16 protein-coding genes, 1 pseudogene and 1 other annotated feature are annotated in these 18236 nt (G+C 41.9%); of the genes and pseudogenes, 13 read left to right on the top strand and 4 right to left on the bottom strand.

From position 1 onward, the window contains the following. Position 1 precedes the first annotated feature (1 nt). Positions 2-223, top strand: a binding site (T-box leader). A gap of 97 nt (positions 224-320) precedes the next feature. From leuS to M1D84_RS05225, 5 genes are all read left to right on the top strand, one after another. Then, positions 321-2735 carry a leucine--tRNA ligase gene (gene leuS, locus M1D84_RS05205; RefSeq protein WP_024424893.1) on the top strand — a complete coding sequence of 805 codons (2415 nt, stop codon included), beginning with the start codon at positions 321-323 and terminating at the stop codon, positions 2733-2735. Positions 2736-2865: 130 nt separating this feature from the next. Beyond that, on the top strand, positions 2866-3768 hold the full coding sequence (locus tag M1D84_RS05210) for an alpha/beta hydrolase family protein (RefSeq protein WP_198457017.1): 903 nt from the start codon (positions 2866-2868) through the stop codon (positions 3766-3768). A 46-nt stretch (positions 3769-3814) separates the two neighbouring features. Next, positions 3815-4567 carry an NAD-dependent epimerase/dehydratase family protein gene (locus M1D84_RS05215; protein WP_073207079.1) on the top strand — a complete coding sequence of 251 codons (753 nt, stop codon included), beginning with the start codon at positions 3815-3817 and terminating at the stop codon, positions 4565-4567. A 219-nt stretch (positions 4568-4786) separates the two neighbouring features. Beyond that, positions 4787-5647, top strand: coding sequence for a carbohydrate ABC transporter permease (locus M1D84_RS05220; RefSeq protein WP_087976618.1), 861 nt, complete (start codon positions 4787-4789; stop codon positions 5645-5647). A gap of 25 nt (positions 5648-5672) precedes the next feature. Then, complete coding sequence (locus tag M1D84_RS05225) at positions 5673-7172, top strand: extracellular solute-binding protein (RefSeq protein WP_103132335.1); 1500 nt, start codon at positions 5673-5675, stop codon at positions 7170-7172. A 45-nt stretch (positions 7173-7217) separates the two neighbouring features. Here the strand turns inward: M1D84_RS05225 and M1D84_RS05230 are convergent, their stop codons facing one another. Then, entirely contained in the window at positions 7218-8060 is an 843-nt protein-coding gene (locus tag M1D84_RS05230; RefSeq protein ID WP_034279459.1) for an aldo/keto reductase, read from the bottom strand. Positions 8061-8070: 10 nt separating this feature from the next. Then, positions 8071-9258 carry an MFS transporter gene (locus tag M1D84_RS05235; RefSeq protein WP_326847951.1) on the bottom strand — a complete coding sequence of 396 codons (1188 nt, stop codon included), beginning with the start codon at positions 9256-9258 and terminating at the stop codon, positions 8071-8073. A gap of 155 nt (positions 9259-9413) precedes the next feature. Here M1D84_RS05235 and M1D84_RS05240 point away from each other — a divergent pair, with 155 nt between their 5' ends. Then, positions 9414-9785, top strand: a complete 372-nt coding sequence (locus M1D84_RS05240; protein WP_003217763.1) for a winged helix-turn-helix transcriptional regulator — start codon at positions 9414-9416, stop codon at positions 9783-9785. Between the two features lie 38 nt (positions 9786-9823). Here M1D84_RS05240 and M1D84_RS05245 read toward each other — a convergent pair. After that, a pseudogene (locus M1D84_RS05245) lies at positions 9824-12137 on the bottom strand (helix-turn-helix domain-containing protein). Between the two features lie 219 nt (positions 12138-12356). On the opposite strand from M1D84_RS05245, the gene M1D84_RS05250 reads away from it, so the two are divergent. The 7 genes from M1D84_RS05250 to M1D84_RS05280 all read left to right on the top strand — a co-directional run bounded on the left by M1D84_RS05250 (position 12357) and on the right by M1D84_RS05280 (position 17634). Further along, entirely contained in the window at positions 12357-13322 is a 966-nt protein-coding gene (locus M1D84_RS05250) for an ABC transporter permease (RefSeq protein ID WP_024424886.1), read from the top strand. Between the two features lie 18 nt (positions 13323-13340). After that, the gene (locus M1D84_RS05255; protein ID WP_133744326.1) at positions 13341-14453 is read left to right on the top strand and encodes a glycoside hydrolase family 88/105 protein; all 1113 of its coding nucleotides are present in this window, start codon (positions 13341-13343) and stop codon (positions 14451-14453) included. Then, the gene (locus tag M1D84_RS05260) at positions 14450-14974 is read left to right on the top strand and encodes a hypothetical protein (protein ID WP_024424885.1); all 525 of its coding nucleotides are present in this window, start codon (positions 14450-14452) and stop codon (positions 14972-14974) included. The genes M1D84_RS05255 and M1D84_RS05260 overlap by 4 nt, the downstream gene beginning before the upstream one ends. A gap of 17 nt (positions 14975-14991) precedes the next feature. Further along, positions 14992-16281 carry a Gfo/Idh/MocA family protein gene (locus M1D84_RS05265; RefSeq protein WP_458106426.1) on the top strand — a complete coding sequence of 430 codons (1290 nt, stop codon included), beginning with the start codon at positions 14992-14994 and terminating at the stop codon, positions 16279-16281. A 20-nt stretch (positions 16282-16301) separates the two neighbouring features. Then, entirely contained in the window at positions 16302-16985 is a 684-nt protein-coding gene (locus tag M1D84_RS05270) for a YesL family protein (protein ID WP_024424883.1), read from the top strand. Positions 16986-17039: 54 nt separating this feature from the next. Beyond that, the gene (locus M1D84_RS05275) at positions 17040-17351 is read left to right on the top strand and encodes a rhodanese-like domain-containing protein (protein WP_332285480.1); all 312 of its coding nucleotides are present in this window, start codon (positions 17040-17042) and stop codon (positions 17349-17351) included. Positions 17352-17451: 100 nt separating this feature from the next. Further along, entirely contained in the window at positions 17452-17634 is a 183-nt protein-coding gene (locus M1D84_RS05280; protein WP_024424881.1) for a sporulation protein Cse60, read from the top strand. Positions 17635-17678: 44 nt separating this feature from the next. Here M1D84_RS05280 and M1D84_RS05285 read toward each other — a convergent pair whose 3' ends face one another. Continuing rightward, positions 17679-18203, bottom strand: a complete 525-nt coding sequence (locus M1D84_RS05285) for a CbrC family protein (RefSeq protein ID WP_185853781.1) — start codon at positions 18201-18203, stop codon at positions 17679-17681. Between the last annotated feature and the right edge of the window lie 33 nt (positions 18204-18236).

Here is an 18236-nt window from a genome sequence, read left to right on the forward strand (position 1 = left end):
GATAAGAACAGTGAAGAGGAGTAGTAGGAAAGCAGTATTTGTCTTTAGAGAATTGACGGCTGGTGAAAGTCAATCAAATCTGCTTCTGAACTCGCCTCAGAGTTGCAGTTGCGTTAAAGCTTCTGTCGCATGTCTGCGTTAAAGATACTAAGTGAGCGTATGAACAGCATGTTACGCTAACAAGGGTGGTACCGCGGGAACCAAAAAATCTCTCGTCCCTTTCCAGGGATGAGGGTTTTTTGTTGATTTTAGAAAAATCTGAATTCTTGCAGTGGTCATCTAAGCAGATAAAGCCGTACATATTAAAGGAGGTTTTCACATTGAGTTTTCAGCATCGGGAAATTGAAAAGAAGTGGCAGGATTATTGGCTGACACATAAAACATTCGCCACATCTGACTCGGAAGATAAACCGAAGTTTTATGCACTTGATATGTTTCCATATCCATCAGGAGCAGGGCTTCATGTCGGGCACCCTGAGGGCTATACAGCAACGGATATTCTATCACGCATGAAACGTATGCAGGGATATGATGTTCTTCATCCAATGGGATGGGACGCATTTGGTCTCCCGGCAGAACAGTATGCACTTGATACAGGAAATGACCCGGCGGCCTTTACAGAAGAGAACATCAATAACTTCCGCCGCCAAATTCAATCACTAGGGTTCTCGTATGATTGGGATCGAGAAATCAACACAACAGATCCGAATTACTACAAATGGACACAATGGATTTTCTTAAAATTGTACGAAAAAGGATTGGCCTATATCGATGAAGTACCAGTGAACTGGTGCCCAGCGCTTGGCACAGTGCTTGCAAATGAAGAAGTCATTGATGGAAAAAGTGAACGCGGAGGCCATCCTGTTGAAAGACGTCCTATGAAGCAGTGGATGCTAAAGATTACAGCATATGCGGACAGGCTGTTAGAAGATTTAGAGGACATTGATTGGCCTGAAAGCATTAAAGATATGCAGCGTAACTGGATCGGACGCTCTGAAGGAGCGCACGTTCATTTTGAAGTAGAAGGACATGACGAACAGTTTACGGTTTTCACAACGCGTCCTGATACACTATTTGGCGCAACATATGCAGTGCTTGCACCAGAGCATGCACTTGTTGAAAAAATTACATCAGATGCTCAAAAAGAAGCTGTCAAAGCGTATATCAAAGAGATTCAATCAAAGAGTGACTTAGAGCGGACAGATCTTGCTAAAACGAAGACAGGTATTTTCACAGGAGCGTATGCCATCAATCCTTTAAATGGTGAAAAGATGCCGATCTGGATTGCCGATTACGTGCTGGCGACTTATGGAACTGGAGCCATTATGGCGGTTCCTGCCCATGATGAACGTGACTATGAATTCGCCAAAACCTTTGATCTTCCAATTAAAGAAGTTGTAGAAGGCGGAGACATTGAAAAAGAAGCCTACACAGGTGATGGAAAGCACATTAACTCTGATTTCCTAAATGGCTTAGGAAAAGAAGAAGCGATTGAAAAAGCGATAGCATGGCTTGAAGAACATCAAAAAGGTGAAAAGAAAGTCACATATCGTTTAAGAGACTGGCTGTTCAGCCGTCAGCGCTACTGGGGTGAGCCGATTCCAATCATTCATTGGGAGGACGGAACATCTTCAGCTGTTTCAGAAGAAGAACTTCCACTGATCTTGCCTAAGACGACAGAGATTAAGCCAAGTGGTACAGGTGAATCACCATTAGCCAATATTAAAGACTGGGTTGAGGTTGTAGATCCTGTTACAGGTAAAAAAGGCCGCCGCGAAACGAATACAATGCCGCAATGGGCAGGCAGCTGCTGGTATTTCTTACGTTATATTGATCCTCATAACACAGAAGAGCTTGCCTCTCCTGAAAAGCTGAAGAAATGGCTTCCAGTTGATGTGTATATCGGCGGAGCAGAACACGCTGTACTGCATCTTCTATATGCACGCTTCTGGCATAAGTTCTTGTATGATATCGGTGTTGTTCCAACAAAAGAACCTTTCATGAAATTGTTCAACCAAGGTATGATTCTTGGGGAAAACAATGAAAAAATGAGTAAGTCAAAAGGAAATGTGGTCAACCCAGATGATATCGTAGAATCTCATGGTGCGGATACATTACGACTTTATGAAATGTTCATGGGACCTTTAGATGCATCAATTGCTTGGTCTGAAACAGGACTTGATGGCGCTCGTCGTTTCCTTGATCGTGTATGGCGTCTCTTTACAAATGAAGATGGTTCACTCAGTGATAAAGTGACAGAGCAATCTGGCGGCGCATTGGAACGCAGCTATCATGAAACAGTTATGAAGGTAACGGATCATTATGAAGGCTTGCGTTTCAATACAGGAATTTCACAATTAATGGTGTTTATCAACGATGCCTATAAGGCGGATACACTGCCGAAAGAATATGCAGAAGGCTTTGTAAAGCTTCTTTCTCCAATTGCACCGCATTTAGCAGAAGAGCTTTGGAATAAACTTGGTCATGAAGGATCTATTTCTTATGAAGCATGGCCTCAATATGATGAGTCAAAGCTTGTCGACGATGAAGTAGAAATTGTTGTACAGCTTAACGGTAAAGTAAAAGCAAAATTAACCGTTCCTGCTGATGCAACAAGGGAGCAGTTAGAAGAGCTTGCGAAAAATGATGCACGTGTAAAAGAACAGCTTGAAGGGAAAACCATTCGTAAAGTGATTGCAGTTCCTGGGAAGCTTGTCAATATTGTTGCGAACTAATGATGACACCCATCGGTATGAACCGGTGGGTGTTCTTTATTTCCCGGGACATAATTTTGTCGAAAACAAGGTGATTCCCGCATCGGTCTCGTATTTTAACAGGTGATCAAGAAAATGAGGAGTGACGTCAATGGAAAAGGAAAGCAAACGTGAACAACTGCTCAGTCTGTTAGGAGAAATGCCAGAACGTCATCGCGTGGAGGCTTATACGTTAAAAATGGAAGAACGTGAATCATATGTAGTGGAAACTCTCATTCTCTCGATGAATGGTGTAGAGGAAGTCCCTGCTTATTTCGTGAAACCGAAGGATACGGTGAAAAAAAGACCCGTTGTGCTGTTCCAGCATTCTCATGGAGGGAATTACGTGAATGGGAAGGAAGAGTTGTTAAAAGGTGCTCATTATTTGCAAACGCCTTCATATGCAAAAGAGTTTACGTCTAAAGGATATAGTGTACTGGCCATTGATCATGCAGGGTTTGGTGAGAGAAGAGGAAGAACAGAAAGTGAAATTTTTAAGGAAATGCTTTTAACAGGAAAAGTGATGTGGGGCATGATGCTGTATGAAAGTATGTGTGCGATTGATTATTTGCTGTCTCGATCTGATGTGCTGGCGGACAGGTTAGCTGTCTTTGGGATGTCAATGGGCGGTCTTCTTTCCTGGTGGACGGCTGCACTTGATGAGAGGATCAGTGTGTGTATTGATCTTTGTGCCCAGGTGGACCATCATACATTAATTGAAACGAACAATTTGGACAGACATGGCTATTATTACTATGTACCGAGCTTGGCGAAGCATTTTACAGCAGCGGACATTCAAGAAATGATTTTTCCGAGACCGCATTTAAGCTTAGTTGGAAAACTTGATCAGCTCACGCCTGCTGAAGGCGTTGGAAGGATTCAAAAGGTATTGAATCAAACCTATCAAGCTGCTTCATTGAAAGAACGTTATCAGCTTACCCGTCTTCATGCAGGTCATTTTGAAACAGCCGCTATGCGTCACGAGGCGACACGATTTTTGAAAAAGTGGCTGTAATCAAGAAACGCTTGGACATACTACGTCAAAAGAAAGGAGGAGACAGATGAAAAAAATCACCATCATTGGCGGATGCGGTGTGATTGGACGTCTTTTAACAAAAGCGCTCTCTGCTGAGTACAGCGTCACGATTATTGATTTAACAAGCTGTGTAGAAGGAGTCATTTTAGCCGATGCAGCGAATGAACAGAATGTATATGAGGCAATTCCGCGGGATACAGATGTGATCTTGCATCTTCTAAACATGGACATGACGCATGATGTGATGGATCATGAAGAATTTGCAAAAATGACTGATATTTTTTGGAGGAGTACCTATTATATGTTTCGTTCAGCCGCGCGGCTTGGCATACGAAAAGTCATTTTTGCAAGCAGCAACCATGTGACGGATCGTTATGAAGAGGATGGACGCTCCTTACTTGGACGGCAGATTACAACTGACGATGTGCCTGCGACTAAAAATGTCTATGGCATTTTAAAGTTTGCTTCCGAACAGCTGGGACGTTTGTTCCACGATCAATCGGGAATGTCTGTCATCAATTTAAGAATTGGAACAGTTGTAACAGATGAGATGAAGGCATTGCACAAAAAGCAAAGAACAAAAAGAACTCTGCTGTCACACGAGGATCTTACAGGTATGATAAAGGCAGCGGTTGAATCAGATATTCCCTTTGGGACCTATTATGCAGTATCAGAGAATGAAGAAAAGCCGTGGTCTACTGAGAAAACGAAACTGGAGTTAGGCTATGAACCAGATGTCAATACGACGGAAATCCTCGAAGAAAATGATCGAGCATAAGGCATAATCATGTCATGAGCTAATGATCTTATTCTTTTGTTTCATGAGCATAAAAGCACGGCTGATATGATCTATCCAGTTGGTCTGTCAAAATGATTATAGACGCTTTCTTCCCCTGTTTGTTACATTTTAATCACGATATCGTCACAGGCTGCAGCTTAGTTTCAGATGAAATGATAACGCTTACAAAGGAAGGGCGTGATGAACATAGATCGTTCTATTAAAGGCCGATTGTTCAATTTATTTAATTACTCTTTTCTACTCATGTTCGCATTAATATGTGTGCTTCCGTTCATCCATGTCATTGCCGCCTCTTTTGCAACAGTAGAAGAGGTCATCACCAAGAAATTTATCTTGTTCCCGACGACATTTTCTTTAGAGGCATATCGATATATTTTTTCTACAGATATTGTGTATCGCAGCCTCATTGTGTCCATTCTTGTGACGCTCGTTGGAACAGCTGTCAGCATGTTTTTGTCCTCGCTTATGGCATACGGGCTGTCTCGTCAGGAGCTAAAAGGCCGTAGAACACTGATGTTTCTCGTTGTTTTCACGATGCTGTTTAGCGGAGGTATGATTCCGACGTTTATTGTGGTGAAAACACTTGGTCTGCTTGATACGTATTGGTCACTTATTCTCCCGGTTGCAATCAATGCGTTCAATTTAATCATTTTGAAAAACTTCTTTCAAAACATACCGGCAAGCCTTGAGGAATCAGCGAAGATGGACGGCTGTAACGATTTAGGGATTTTCTTTAAAATTGTGCTCCCACTTTCTTTGCCAGCCATTGCTACCATTTCACTTTTTTATGCTGTGACGTATTGGAATACGTACATGACTGCTATTCTGTATTTAAATGATTCAGTGAAGTGGCCGATTCAAGTGCTGCTGAGACAGATTGTCATTGTCTCAAGCGGAATGCAGGGAGATATGTCGGATATGGGCTCATCCACACCACCGCCAGACCAGACGATTAAAATGGCTGTCATTGTTGTGGCGACCATTCCGGTTCTGCTTGTCTATCCATTTATTCAAAAGCATTTCAACAAAGGGGCATTACTAGGTTCTGTAAAGGGTTAAAAAGATGGAACAACGGAGGGATCATATGGGGAGAAAGAAATTATGGCTGATTGTGTTTGTCCTGTTATTTGCAGCAAGCGGTATTCTGTCAGCATGTTCAAGTAAAGGGGCAAACTCATCAGATGAGAAGGTTGATTTAGACAAAAAGGTAAAGCTGACATGGATGGCGATTTTGTATCATCAGCAGCCGCCGAAGGATTCCGTTTTAAAAGAGATTGAAAAACTCACAAATACAGAGCTTGATATTACATGGGTGCCTGATGCTGTGAAGGAAGATCGTTTAAATTCCGCTCTTGCAGCAGGGAATTTGCCGCAAATTGTGACGATTCAAGACATTAAAAATTCGTCTGCAATTAATGCGTTCAGATCTGGCATGTTCTGGGAAGTCGGTCCGTATTTAAAGGATTATCCAAATTTAAGTAAGATGAACGAACTGATTAATAAAAACGCTTCTATAGACGGCAAGCTTTATGGCATCTATAGAGAAAGACCACTTTCAAGACAAGGGATTGTCATACGAAAGGATTGGCTTGAAAATTTAAATTTGGATACACCAAAAACATTGGATGATCTGTATGAAGTAGCCAAAGCCTTTACGGAAAAAGACCCGAATCAAAACGGAAAAGCCGATACAATTGGCTTTACGGATCGGAACGATTTAATTTATGGCGCATTTAAAACGCTTGGTTCATATGAAGGAATGCCGACAGACTGGAAAGAAGAAAACGGGAAATTCACGCCTGACTTTATGACAGATGAGTACATGAATACAATGAAATACATGAAAAAGCTGCGCGACAATGGCTATATCAACAAAGACTTCCCAGTGACAAGCAAAACACAGCAGCAGGAATTATTCTCACAAGGAAAAGCAGGTATCTATGTTGGAAATATGGTAGATGCCGTGAACCTGAGAGATGATGCGACAGATAAAAACATGAAAGTAGATATTATCAACCGAATCAAAGGCCCAGATGGCAAAGAACGTGTGTGGGCATCAGGGGGGCATAATGGCATCTTCGCATTCCCTAAAACAAGCGTGAAATCAGAGGCGGAATTAAAGCGGATTTTGGCCTTCTTTGACCGTATTGCCGAAGAAGATGTATATGGTCTCATGACGTACGGTATAGATGGCAAGCATTATAAGAAAGAAGAAGGGAATACATTTGTCAGGGAAGAAAGCCAAGTGAAAGGCTGGCAGACAGATGTACAGCCGCTTGTCAGTCTTGTAGGAATTGATAAACGTTACTTAAAAAATAAAGGGGATGCAGTTCGTTCTAAATATGAAGAGCTAGAAGAAGACAATCAAAACATCATCGTTGCCAATCCTGCTGAAAGCCTGTATTCAGAAACAGCATCAGAGCGTGGAAACGAATTGAAGAAAATCATCGATGATGCGACGTATAAGTTCATTCTTGGTGACATCAGTGAAGATCAATTTCAAAAGGATGTAGAGAAGTGGAAATCAAATGGTGGGAATAAAATCATAGAAGAATATGAAGCTTCGTTTAAAAAATCAAAATGATCAATAGGAACACCCCCGCAAAGTAAAAAAGCGGGGGTGTTTTCATTAAAAGTCGAAGTTATCTGGATCTGGACCGATACGTTTGTTTTCATTTAAGTCAGAAAGACGTTTCATATCTTCATCAGATAAGACAAAATCAAATATATCAGCGTTTTCCTTTAAACGATGTGCTTTCGTTGATTTTGGGATGGTGATGACACCTTTTTGTACATCCCAGCGCAAAATAATTTGAGCAGGGGTTTTACCGTATGTGTCTGCGAGCTCTGTGATCAGCGGGTGATGCAGCAGTTCACCCTGCATCAGCGGTGACCAAGCTTCCATTTGAATGCCATGAGAGTTCAAATACGTAGAGAGTGTTTCCTGCGTTAGCTTTGGATGAAATTCTACTTGGTTGATCGCTGGTTTGATGTCTGCATCTTTTAATAGCTCGTCTAGGTGATGCGGCTGGAAGTTGCTAACTCCGATGGCTCTGACCTTTCCTTCACGATACAAGGTTTCCAGTGCACGCCAAGCTTCTTTGTATTTTCCTTCAACCGGCCAATGGATTAAATACAGATCAAGGTAGTCAAGCTGAAGCTTTTTTAAGCTTTCTTCGTATGCATTTAGAGTAGATTCATATCCTAAATCGGCATTCCACACTTTTGAGGTGACAAAGATGTCCTCACGGCGCAGTCCTGTTTCTGCTAAACCAAGCTGTATGCCTCGTCCAACACCTTCTTCATTTCCGTAAATAGCCGCTGTATCAATACTGCGATAGCCTAATTGAATGGCTGTTTTGACAGCATCAACTAATTCAGCTCCATCTTCCACCTTGAATACACCAAGGCCAAAGCCTGGCATGAGGACCCCATTGTTTAATGTTTTTGTACTTTGTAAATGTTCCATCATAAAAACTCCTTTAAATGGTTTGTGTTTGTTCTTTTTGTTCTATTTGATAACTGATCATCGTAAGAATGGCTGCGATGAGGACCATGATGCCGCCGACCCAGCCTGTATGCACAAGCCCAAGTGTATCTGTCACGATGCCTCCTAAAAATGAGCCAATGGCAATACCGGCATTAAAGGCAGCGATATTCATGGCAGATGCGACGTCGACCGCTCCAGGTGTGTATCTTTCTGCAAAATCAACGACGGCTACTTGCAGCCCAGGCACATTCATGAAAGCAAACAGCCCCATCAGCATGACGGTTCCAATGCCTAACACTGTGAATCCTGCAGTGAAGCTAAGGATAAACAAGATGATGCTTTGGATAATAAACATATAGATCAGTGCTTTCATTGGCTGTTCATTAGCAGCTTTTCCGCCAATGACATTTCCGGCTGCGATCGTGATTCCGTATAAAAGCAGGATCAAGGCCACAGCCCCAGACGCAAGCCCTGTCACATGCTGCAAGAGAGGAGATAGATACGTGAAGACGACAAAGGTTCCTCCATACCCTGTGGCTGTAATGACAAATAAAAGCAAAATTCTTTTTGTTTTTAATAGGACAGCTTGATCTTTAAAAGATGTTTTCACACCCTGCTTTAATTGAGACGGCACAAGAAAATAGTTGGATATCAGTGCGATCAGACCAATGATCACAATCACACCAAATGATGTCCGCCAGCCGAGCTCGTGACCAAGAAATGTCCCGAATGGCACACCTGTCACAGTCGCTACTGTTAAACCAGTGAACATAAAGGCAATCGCGCTTGCCCGTTTTTCTTTCACGACAAGGCTTGCAGCAATCGTAGAACCGATGGACATGAAGATTCCATGGGACAAGGCTGAAATCACCCGGCCGATTAACAGCACTGAAAAAGTCGGGGCAATGGTGGCAAGTGTATTACCAATCAAAAAGACGAGCATAATGAGCAAAAGCAATGTCTTTCTTTTCATCGTGGAAGTAAGAGAAGTCAATATAGGCGCGCCAAATGTCACACCAAGTGCATATAAAGAGACAGTCCAGCCCGCCTGACTGACGCTCACTCCAAAGTCTTCTGAGATCATTGGCAAAAGACCGACACTAATGAACTCAGTTGTTCCTATAGCAAAAGCACTAATCGCTAGTGCGAGAAGAGCAAAATGGTTTTGCTTTTTCTTCATCAGTAAATTCACATCCTTCTGTGATGACATTTTGATAGACGAAGCCGATCGGCAAGAGTTATTATCTAACATAGATGACGAAAAAAAAAGTACGTACTTTTTTGTAATATAGGTACTAAAAAGTGCCTGTTCGTACAAAGAGGAGTGAACATTCGATGGAAAAGAAAAAATATAATATCTCTGTGGAAGCAACGCTTGAGGTCATAGGCGGGAAGTGGAAGTGTGTGATTTTATGTCATTTGACACACGGGAAAAAACGCACGAGCGAATTGAAGCGGCTCATGCCAAACATCACACAAAAAATGCTGACGCAGCAGCTGAGAGAGCTTGAAAGTGACGGGGTCATTAATCGGATTGTCTATGAACAGGTGCCGCCTAAAGTGGAATATGAATTAAGTGAATACGGACAGTCGCTCGAAAGAATTCTCAATGCGCTATGCGATTGGGGGGCAGCTCATATTGAACGTGTGTATGGAGAGCCGCTTTCTGTGCTGGAAGACAGCATCTTAAATGAACAGTTTAAATAAAAGAGTCCCGCTTTCTTGTGAGAGCGGGACTCTTTGTCTTACATGCCTTTTTTCTGGTCGCGGTATTTCCCAGGAGTAGTACCTTCCAGCTTTTTAAAGGACCGGATGAAATTTTGCGGGTTTTTATATTTCAGTTTTTCCGAAATTTCTTTGACGGACATATCGGTTTCTACTAGCCAGTTTTTAGCGACATGGTGTCTGTAGGAAGAGAGATATTCACTAAAGGAGATATCCATTTCCTTTCTGAAAATGCTGCTTAAATAATTGGGATTGTAATGCAGGCGTGTGGCGATTTCATCCAATGTGAGATCTGAGTCGAATTCTTGATGAATAATGTGAATGATTTTTTCTGAGATGTTTTTGTATTGTGAGTCTTCACGTGCAGCAAGCTGGTCAATAATTGGCCGAATGATTTCATGTTTCAGCCATGCTTCTGTATCTTCAAAGGTTTTAAATTCAAAAATCGTATCATAGAGCATTTTGTTATCTTCAACCTCAAATAATTCAATGCCCAGCAAATGCATTAGCTCAATTAAATTGTTTAAAAAACGAGCGAGGGCGATATGGTATTCGTGCGGTCCTGCATTTTTAGAAAAAATGGATTGCAGGAGCACATGTAAATAGTGATCCGCCTTGCCTTGATCGCCAGCTTTCATCGCATCAAATAAATCATGTTGCAGCTGCTTTGGAAAATGGGTTTTGAACGTCTTTCCTTGCTGAATATGCTCATATAAGATAATGGACTTTTTCTCTGCTTTGAGTCTGTATTTTAAGGCTTCCTTTCCTTCAATATAAGCGTGTTTTGCCATCGTGAGCTCCTTAAACTGGCGGCTGATTCCGATGCTGATCGATAAACCAAGCTCTTCCTCGATACGCTGCTGAATGGTTTCTGCTAATTGGTTTAAATATTCAGTAAACTCTTCATCTGACTTTGAGTGGTTGAGGATAATCGTCGTTTGATGCTGATTGACAACGGTTGGCTGAAGGTGCTCCTCTTGCGGAATAATCTGCTCGATCAGTCCATTGATCGCAAATAAAAGCAAGTCAGCATCTTTTTTTTCATAAGGTGTTCCTTTTAATGTATCGATTTGGGTCACAAGCATGGACAAATGAGACCAGCCCTGAGGAAAGCCTAAGCTTTGGAACCGGTTGTTAACTTCTTCATCTGTCAGCTTTCCAAGCAGCAGCCGTACCATAAAGTATTGCTGTAAGTGTGTCACTTGCTGCTCAATCCGTTCCTCTAAATCATTGTTTTGATCTTTCATTTGTTTAATACTCGATTCAATCAACTCAAATTCATTTTGAAAAGGCTGTTTTTGCAAAAATGATTCATTGCGTGCAAATGACTCGTATAATAAGCGGATTGGTTTATAAAAGTGTCTAGAACCGAACCATGAAAATAGTAATGAAAGCGCTAACAAAATAGTGCAGATAATAAAGGTAATCCACCCGATTGATTTCGTTTGCTGCTTAAGTTCTGGAATAGAAACAAAGGATAGGTACGTCCATTCATTATAATCAGATTTTTGAAATGTGATTTGATAGTTGAGTTCGTCGATCTTCATATCAAATTGGCCTGATCGTTTTTCAAGTGAGAGCACATGTTTGACGATATCTTGATGTTTCAGCGATTCACCAATTTGTTCTTTGCGATTATGTAGCAGCACTTTTCCGTTGGTATCGATCACAAACATACTATCCGATTGAGAGAAGTCAGGCATGTTATCAGCAATGACGCAGCTTGGAATGCTGGCGACAGCGATTCCCTTTTTTTGAACGCTGTTCATAGGCAGTTGTTTGATTAAATTCACATTGTACTTGCAAAAGGATGCTTTTCCTTCTTTTGTCGCAACAAGTGGATTATTCTCTTCAAGTGCCCAGCTGGAGTGACTTGGTATATTGAGGTAAGAGGTCAGCGCTTTTTCTTGGTCTTCGCTTGTGACATGATAAAGCCCCGAATTGTTCATGTACCAGTCTTCCATTTTACTGACGAGTGTAATATTGGAAAGATCGGTGTCAAAGGTTTGCAGGTAATTCAGTTCCTGCTGTACTTGATTATAAAGCTGGAATTGGTCTGGATTTAAAGGTTCTGCCAGTGTTTGAAGGAGAGGCGGCGAACTGACATAGTGAGTGAGAGAATGATCAACAGTTTTTAAAATATGCTCAATATTGGATTGCGTTTGTTTGACGCTGTCGAGCTTTTCATTTGAGATATTTTCAAGTGCTGTTTTTTGCGAATGCTGATAAGAAAAAATGCCGACAATGATAACAGGAATCGTACTAAGTATGAAAAAAAAACGTCACTAGCTTGTAATAAAATTTGTACTGCCTTCTTTTCATAAAACCCCCCATTTCAAACGAAACAATCTTTTCCCCTTAATTTATTAATCCAAAAATCTGGTAGGTTTGTCAATAATCATTTTCTGAGATTAGGATCATTTTCTTATGTTTTATGTAACGTTTTGAGTAGCATCACCTATGAAAATATGATCTGTTGATATGATTGTAGACGAATTTTTCATCCTTAAGATACAGTTAACACATGCATGAGCATGAGGGGAGGCTTTATTAATGAAAACAGAGGATGTCACTGCCAAGGGTGTGCCTGCGGCAGCTTTGAAAAGTGAAAAAAGAAAGCGCTTACTTAATCAATTGCTTAGTCAAAAGTTTTTGTATTTAATGATTTTGCCAGGGCTCATTTATTTTATTGTTTTTAAATATGTGCCAATGTGGGGGCTCATCATTGCCTTTCAAGATTACCAGCCGTTTCTCGGCATTCTTGGCAGTGAGTGGGTTGGCTTCAAACACTTTATTCGATTGTTTACAGAACCAACATTTTTCATCTTATTAAAAAATACGCTGATTTTATTTGCCATGAATGTCGTGATTTTCTTTCCAATTCCGATCTTATTAGCCCTTCTTTTAAACGAAGTGAGATTGGCATTGTTTAAGAAATTTGTACAGACGATGATTTATATCCCTCACTTCATGTCATGGGTGATTGTCGTGTCCTTATCTTTTGTTTTGTTAACAGTAGATGGCGGGTTAATGAATGAATTGATTGCTTTCTTTGGAGGAGAAAAGATTAACTTCCTTCTTAGTCAGGAATGGTTTAGACCGATGTACATTTTACAGGTAATCTGGCGGGAAGCAGGATGGTCAACAATCATTTACCTTGCGGCGATTACAGCGGTAGATCCGCAGCTATATGAAGCAGCAAAAATGGATGGGGCCGGGAGACTGAGACAAATGTGGCACATCACACTTCCTGCCATTAAAAGTGTCATTGTGGTTCTGCTTATTTTAAAAATCGGTGATACGCTTGAGCTTGGCTTTGAGCATGTCTATCTATTACTGAACGCAACGAACCGGGAAGTAGCAGAGATTTTTGATACGTACGTTTATACAGCAGGTCTTAAGCAAGGACAATTCAGCTATAGTACCGCTGTTGGTTTATTTAAAGCAGCCGTTGGACTTATTTTGGTCATGCTGGCAAACCGTTTAGCGAAGAAATTCGGGGAAGAAGGTATTTATTAAAAAGGGAGATGAGGAAGAATGACTTTATCGATTGAAAAGGGATCACCGCTTGAGCATGCAGAGAAATTAGCACAAACCATTATGAAAGCGTATACACCGATTGAGCTGCCACCAGCTGGAAGATGGCATTATCATCAAGGGGTTTTCCTTTGCGGCGTCATGAAGCTATATGAGGCAACAGGGAACGAGGCGTATTTCGATTATGTGAAAAACTATGCGGACTCACTCATTGATGAGTACGGAAATTTATTATTTCGCAGGGATGAGCTTGATGCGATTCAAGCAGGACTCATTTTATTCCCTCTTTACGAACGAACGAGAGAGAAGCGGTATGTGCTGGCGGCGGAGAAGCTGCGCGGACTTTATCGTACGCTAAACCGCACGTCTGAGGGCGGATTTTGGCATAAAGACAATTATGCTTATCAAATGTGGCTCGATGGTCTCTACATGGGCGGTCCTTTTGCCTTAAAGTATGCTCAGCTTAAAGGTGAAGAGTCACTAGTGGATATGGTCATCCATCAAGAGCATCTCATGAGAAAACATACAAAAGATGAACAAACAGGTCTGTATTATCACGCGTGGGATGAACGAAAAACGATGCCATGGGCTGATCAAAAGACCGGCTGTTCCCCAGAGTTTTGGGCAAGATCGTTTGGCTGGTATGTCCTTGCATTAGCAGATATGATCGAGGATCTGCCAGGGCAGCATGAAAGGCGGAAGGTGTGGAAGGAAACGCTGACAGACATGCTGGAAAGTGTGGCAAAGTACCAGGATCAAAAGACAGGTCTCTGGCATCAAATCATTGATAAAGGAAATCACAGTGACAATTGGCTTGAAAGCTCGGGGTCGTGTTTATTCATGTACGCCATGGCAAAGGCCATGAATGAAGGGTATGTGAGCCCCCGTTATGTTGATCATGTGGTCAGAGCATATCAAGGCTTGATTCAGCATAAGACGGCTGAGAAAGAAAATGGTGATTTTACCATCCATGATATTTGTATCGGAACATCTGCGGGATTTTATGATTACTACGTTGGAAGAGAGCGTAGCACAAATGACTTGCACGGGGCAGGCGCTTTTATTATGGCGTTAACTGAGCTAGAAAAGCTGTCTGTTTTTCAAAAGGCATGAGGAGGCAAAAAAGAGCCGCCGTATGGCTCATCAGTTTCATCGCTGCCATTTGTTTATCTGCTTGTCAGGGGAAAACAAACGGGATCGATGTCCTGATTTTTTCTGATATGTCAAAGGGAATGAAAGATCAATTAGTGGAGAAGGCTTTTCAGCCGGAACAAGAGACTTATAGCGTTCACATCTTTCCGGCGATTCCTGAAAAGCTTCTTGTTGAAATTACCTCAAAAGAGGGGGACGTGATGCTTGTTCCAGAAGAAATGTTTAGAACGTATGATGATCCTGAAAGTTTTCAGCTGCTGGAAGAGATGAAAATAGGCGATCAAGCAGCAGGACCATATACGGTCGAGGACAAAAAAACAGGGAAAACGGTCGATTATGCAGTTCAAATCAATAAAGGAAAGAAAAAACTCAACGGCTATCCCTTTCAATTACACCGAGATATGGTCGCTTTCATTCCCGTGTATGCTGACAAGACGGAAGAGGCACTGTCTCTTATGAAACAGCTTCGTGAAAACCAATAGAAAATGAGGTGGGGAATGTGAAACGGGTCGTGATTTGCGGGCTGAGCCATCGTGCGTTCAATATGTTTATTCAACCGCTCACAGAGGATTTCAATGAGCATTATCGGATTACAGGGCTCCTAGATATAGATCTTCAGCGGTATACACTTTGTCAGGAGCGTTTTCCATCACTCCGGGGCGTTTCGTTTTTTCATGAAGATGCATTTGATCAGATGGTCAAAGAAACAAAACCAGATATCGTCATTGTGGCAGGCAGGGATGACACACATGTCACATATATCATGCAGGCACTTGACCATGATCTAGATGTCATCACCGAAAAGCCGATGGTGACAACAGCAAAAGACGCCAAAAAAGTGATGGAAAAAGAGGCAGAAAGTAAAGGGAAGGTCACGGTCACCTTTAATTATCGCTACAATCCTTTCCATCGAAAGGTAAAAGAACTGATTCTAGACGGGAAAATTGGAAGGGTCACATCTGTTGAACTGAGCTGGCTTATTGATACGTATCATGGTGCTAGTTATTTCAAAAGGTGGAACCGTACACGTCAATTTTCTGGCGGACTGTCCATTCATAAGTCGACGCATCATTTTGATCTGGTCAACTGGTGGATTGATCAAAAGCCGAAACAAGTATTTGCCTACGGGGCGCTGAACTATTACGGCAGCGAAAGCCCTTGGAATCCCTTGCAGGGGGAGGAAAATAGATTTTGTGGAACATGTCATATGAAGGATATATGTCACTATGAAGCAAGGTGGAATCCGCGGGTTGAGCGCTCGAAGGTGGAGGACGACCATATTGAATCCGGTCAGGAGCAAACGCAGCAGTACTCAAACTATCGCCCGGATGCGTGCATTTTTGATCAGGAAATTGATATTGAGGATACATATGTGGCGTCAGTCGCTTATGATCAAGGGGCTCTGCTCAGCTACTCGATTCAATTCTCAGCCCCATATGAAGGCTACCGTCTGGCTATTAATGGGACGAAGGGGCGTATTGAAACAAATGAGTTTCATGTGCCATCAAGAATTCCTTTTCAATTCCCACAACAAACAATTTCTTATTACCCGATGTTTGGATCAAAGGAGACGATTGAAGTCGTGAAGCAGCCAGGCGGCCATGGCGGCGGAGATCCTTTGCTATTGGCTGATTTATTTATAGGAAAAGATCCCTTGATTCACTATGACATCTTAGCAGGAGCAGAGGCTGGAGCTTATTCGATTGCTCTTGGGGAAGGCATGTGGCGCTCTGTCACAGAAAATCGCCCAATTGAAATCGATGAATTGTTTCATAAAGAGACGGTGTAAAGAGAGAGGAGGGGAAAGAGATGGATCATGATGGTTCAATGAGCAGAATGCTGAGGATGTGTGAGTGGGTGATGAGACTCGCCTATACAAATTTGTTATGGCTTTTGTTCACCATTCTAGGGCTTGGCGTTTTTGGCTTGATGCCCGCGACCACTGCGTTATTTTCCGTGATGAGAAAGTGGATTCAAGGTCATGAGCAAGTCAATATATTCCGCACTTTTTGGAAGGTATTCAGGGAGGAGTTTGTACGCTCTAACATCATTGGAGTGGTGCTATTCATCATTGGAACGATTATTTATGTCGACCTTGCTTATATTTATCCGACGAGCTGGCTTTTACATGTGCTTCGCTTTGCTATATATATTTTCGGTTTTCTGTTTATTGTGAGCTTATTTTATATTTTTCCGCTGCTTGCTCATTACGATTGGAAAAAATGTCTCTATCTAAAATTCTCTCTTCTGCTTGGTATCTCATACTTGCAATATACACTCTCTATGCTTGTTTTCTCGGCTGTTCTGTTTGTTCTGTTTGCTTATTTACCGGGAATCGTGCCGTTTTTTAGTGTGAGCATACTCGCCTACGGTCATATGTGGCTGGCCTATCAAGTCTTTAAAAAGGTAGAGTTTGATATTGAGCACGAGACAGCAGAAGTGAAAAAGCGGCAGCCCTCTTTCCTTCAATCGAAGCGGGTGAATACGCAGTGAAGTGAATCATTTGCTATAATGGTGTCACCGTAATGAAAAGGAGAGATGAGAGTCGTGTCAGTGAAAGAAATTTCAATAGAAGAATTAAAACAAAAGCTGGAGCAGGAAGATGCCATTCAGCTTGTCGATGTACGTGAGGATGAAGAGGTAGCAGAAGGAATGATCCCGGAAGCTATTCACATTCGAATGGGCGATATCCCTGAGAAGCTGGATGCATTCGATCAAACGCAGGAATATTATATTATTTGCCGCTCTGGTAAACGTAGTGAAAATGTCTGCTATTACCTAGAAGATCAAGGCTACCAAGCGACAAATGTCGTTGGCGGGATGCTTGCTTGGACAAGAGAAACAAAACCGAAGCTGTAAATAGAAGGCCTTTCATCTTAACGATGAAAGGTTTTTTTGTTCATATGCCTCTCTCTATGTGCATAAAGATAGAGTAGCGAGAGAAGGGAGAGTGGCATAGGTGCTAAAGGTAGCTGTATTTGATGAAGAGCATGAGAAAGATTTGCAGAGCGAAATTAATCATTTTTTAAAAGGAATGGATGACGACCAAATCATTGACATCAAGTACAATGTAGCGGTGATCTGTGAGCAGGGAGGGGAACAGCTCTACTGTTTTTCTGCACTCATTTTATATAAAAAATAGACGGCATCAAAAAAGGACCTGCTTGAAGGGTCCTATTTCTTTGATTAGCTGGCGTCAATATATAACCGGTGCTTGTTGCAGTGAACACATTGAAAAAGGTAGCCTTGTAAGTCTCCTCCGTTGACGAGCCATTGCTTTAGGTTCTCTTTTGTTAATCCTTCGCCGCTGCAAATGTCTTCGATATCCTCGGTGAGTTCTTCCTCTAGATGTTCAATCTCTTTCCAGCCGACATACTGGACGATTGCGCAAAAATCTCCGCAATGACTTAACCAATATTCCTGCTGCCATCCGCGATAGCCTGGCGTTCTGAAGATCAGCTCATCGATATATTCCTCTTGATCGACGTCATCACAGCTCGCATCGTCTTGAAAGGTTCCATTGTATTTTTTCGCCGCTGATCCATCTTTAATGCACCAGGGACAAATTCCCTCCACATCTTCAACAGTATAAAAAGGGCCTTGGTACACATAATCTCTTTCTTTCTCACAAACAGGACATGTCGTATGCTCTTTTTTGATCACGTTTAACGAAACTGGATCTGGGTTGTACTTGAACGTAGGTAACGTCATATAAACCTCCATTATGTAGAAAGTGATGATTCA

Source organism: Bacillus sp. PK5-006 (assembly GCF_054161415.1).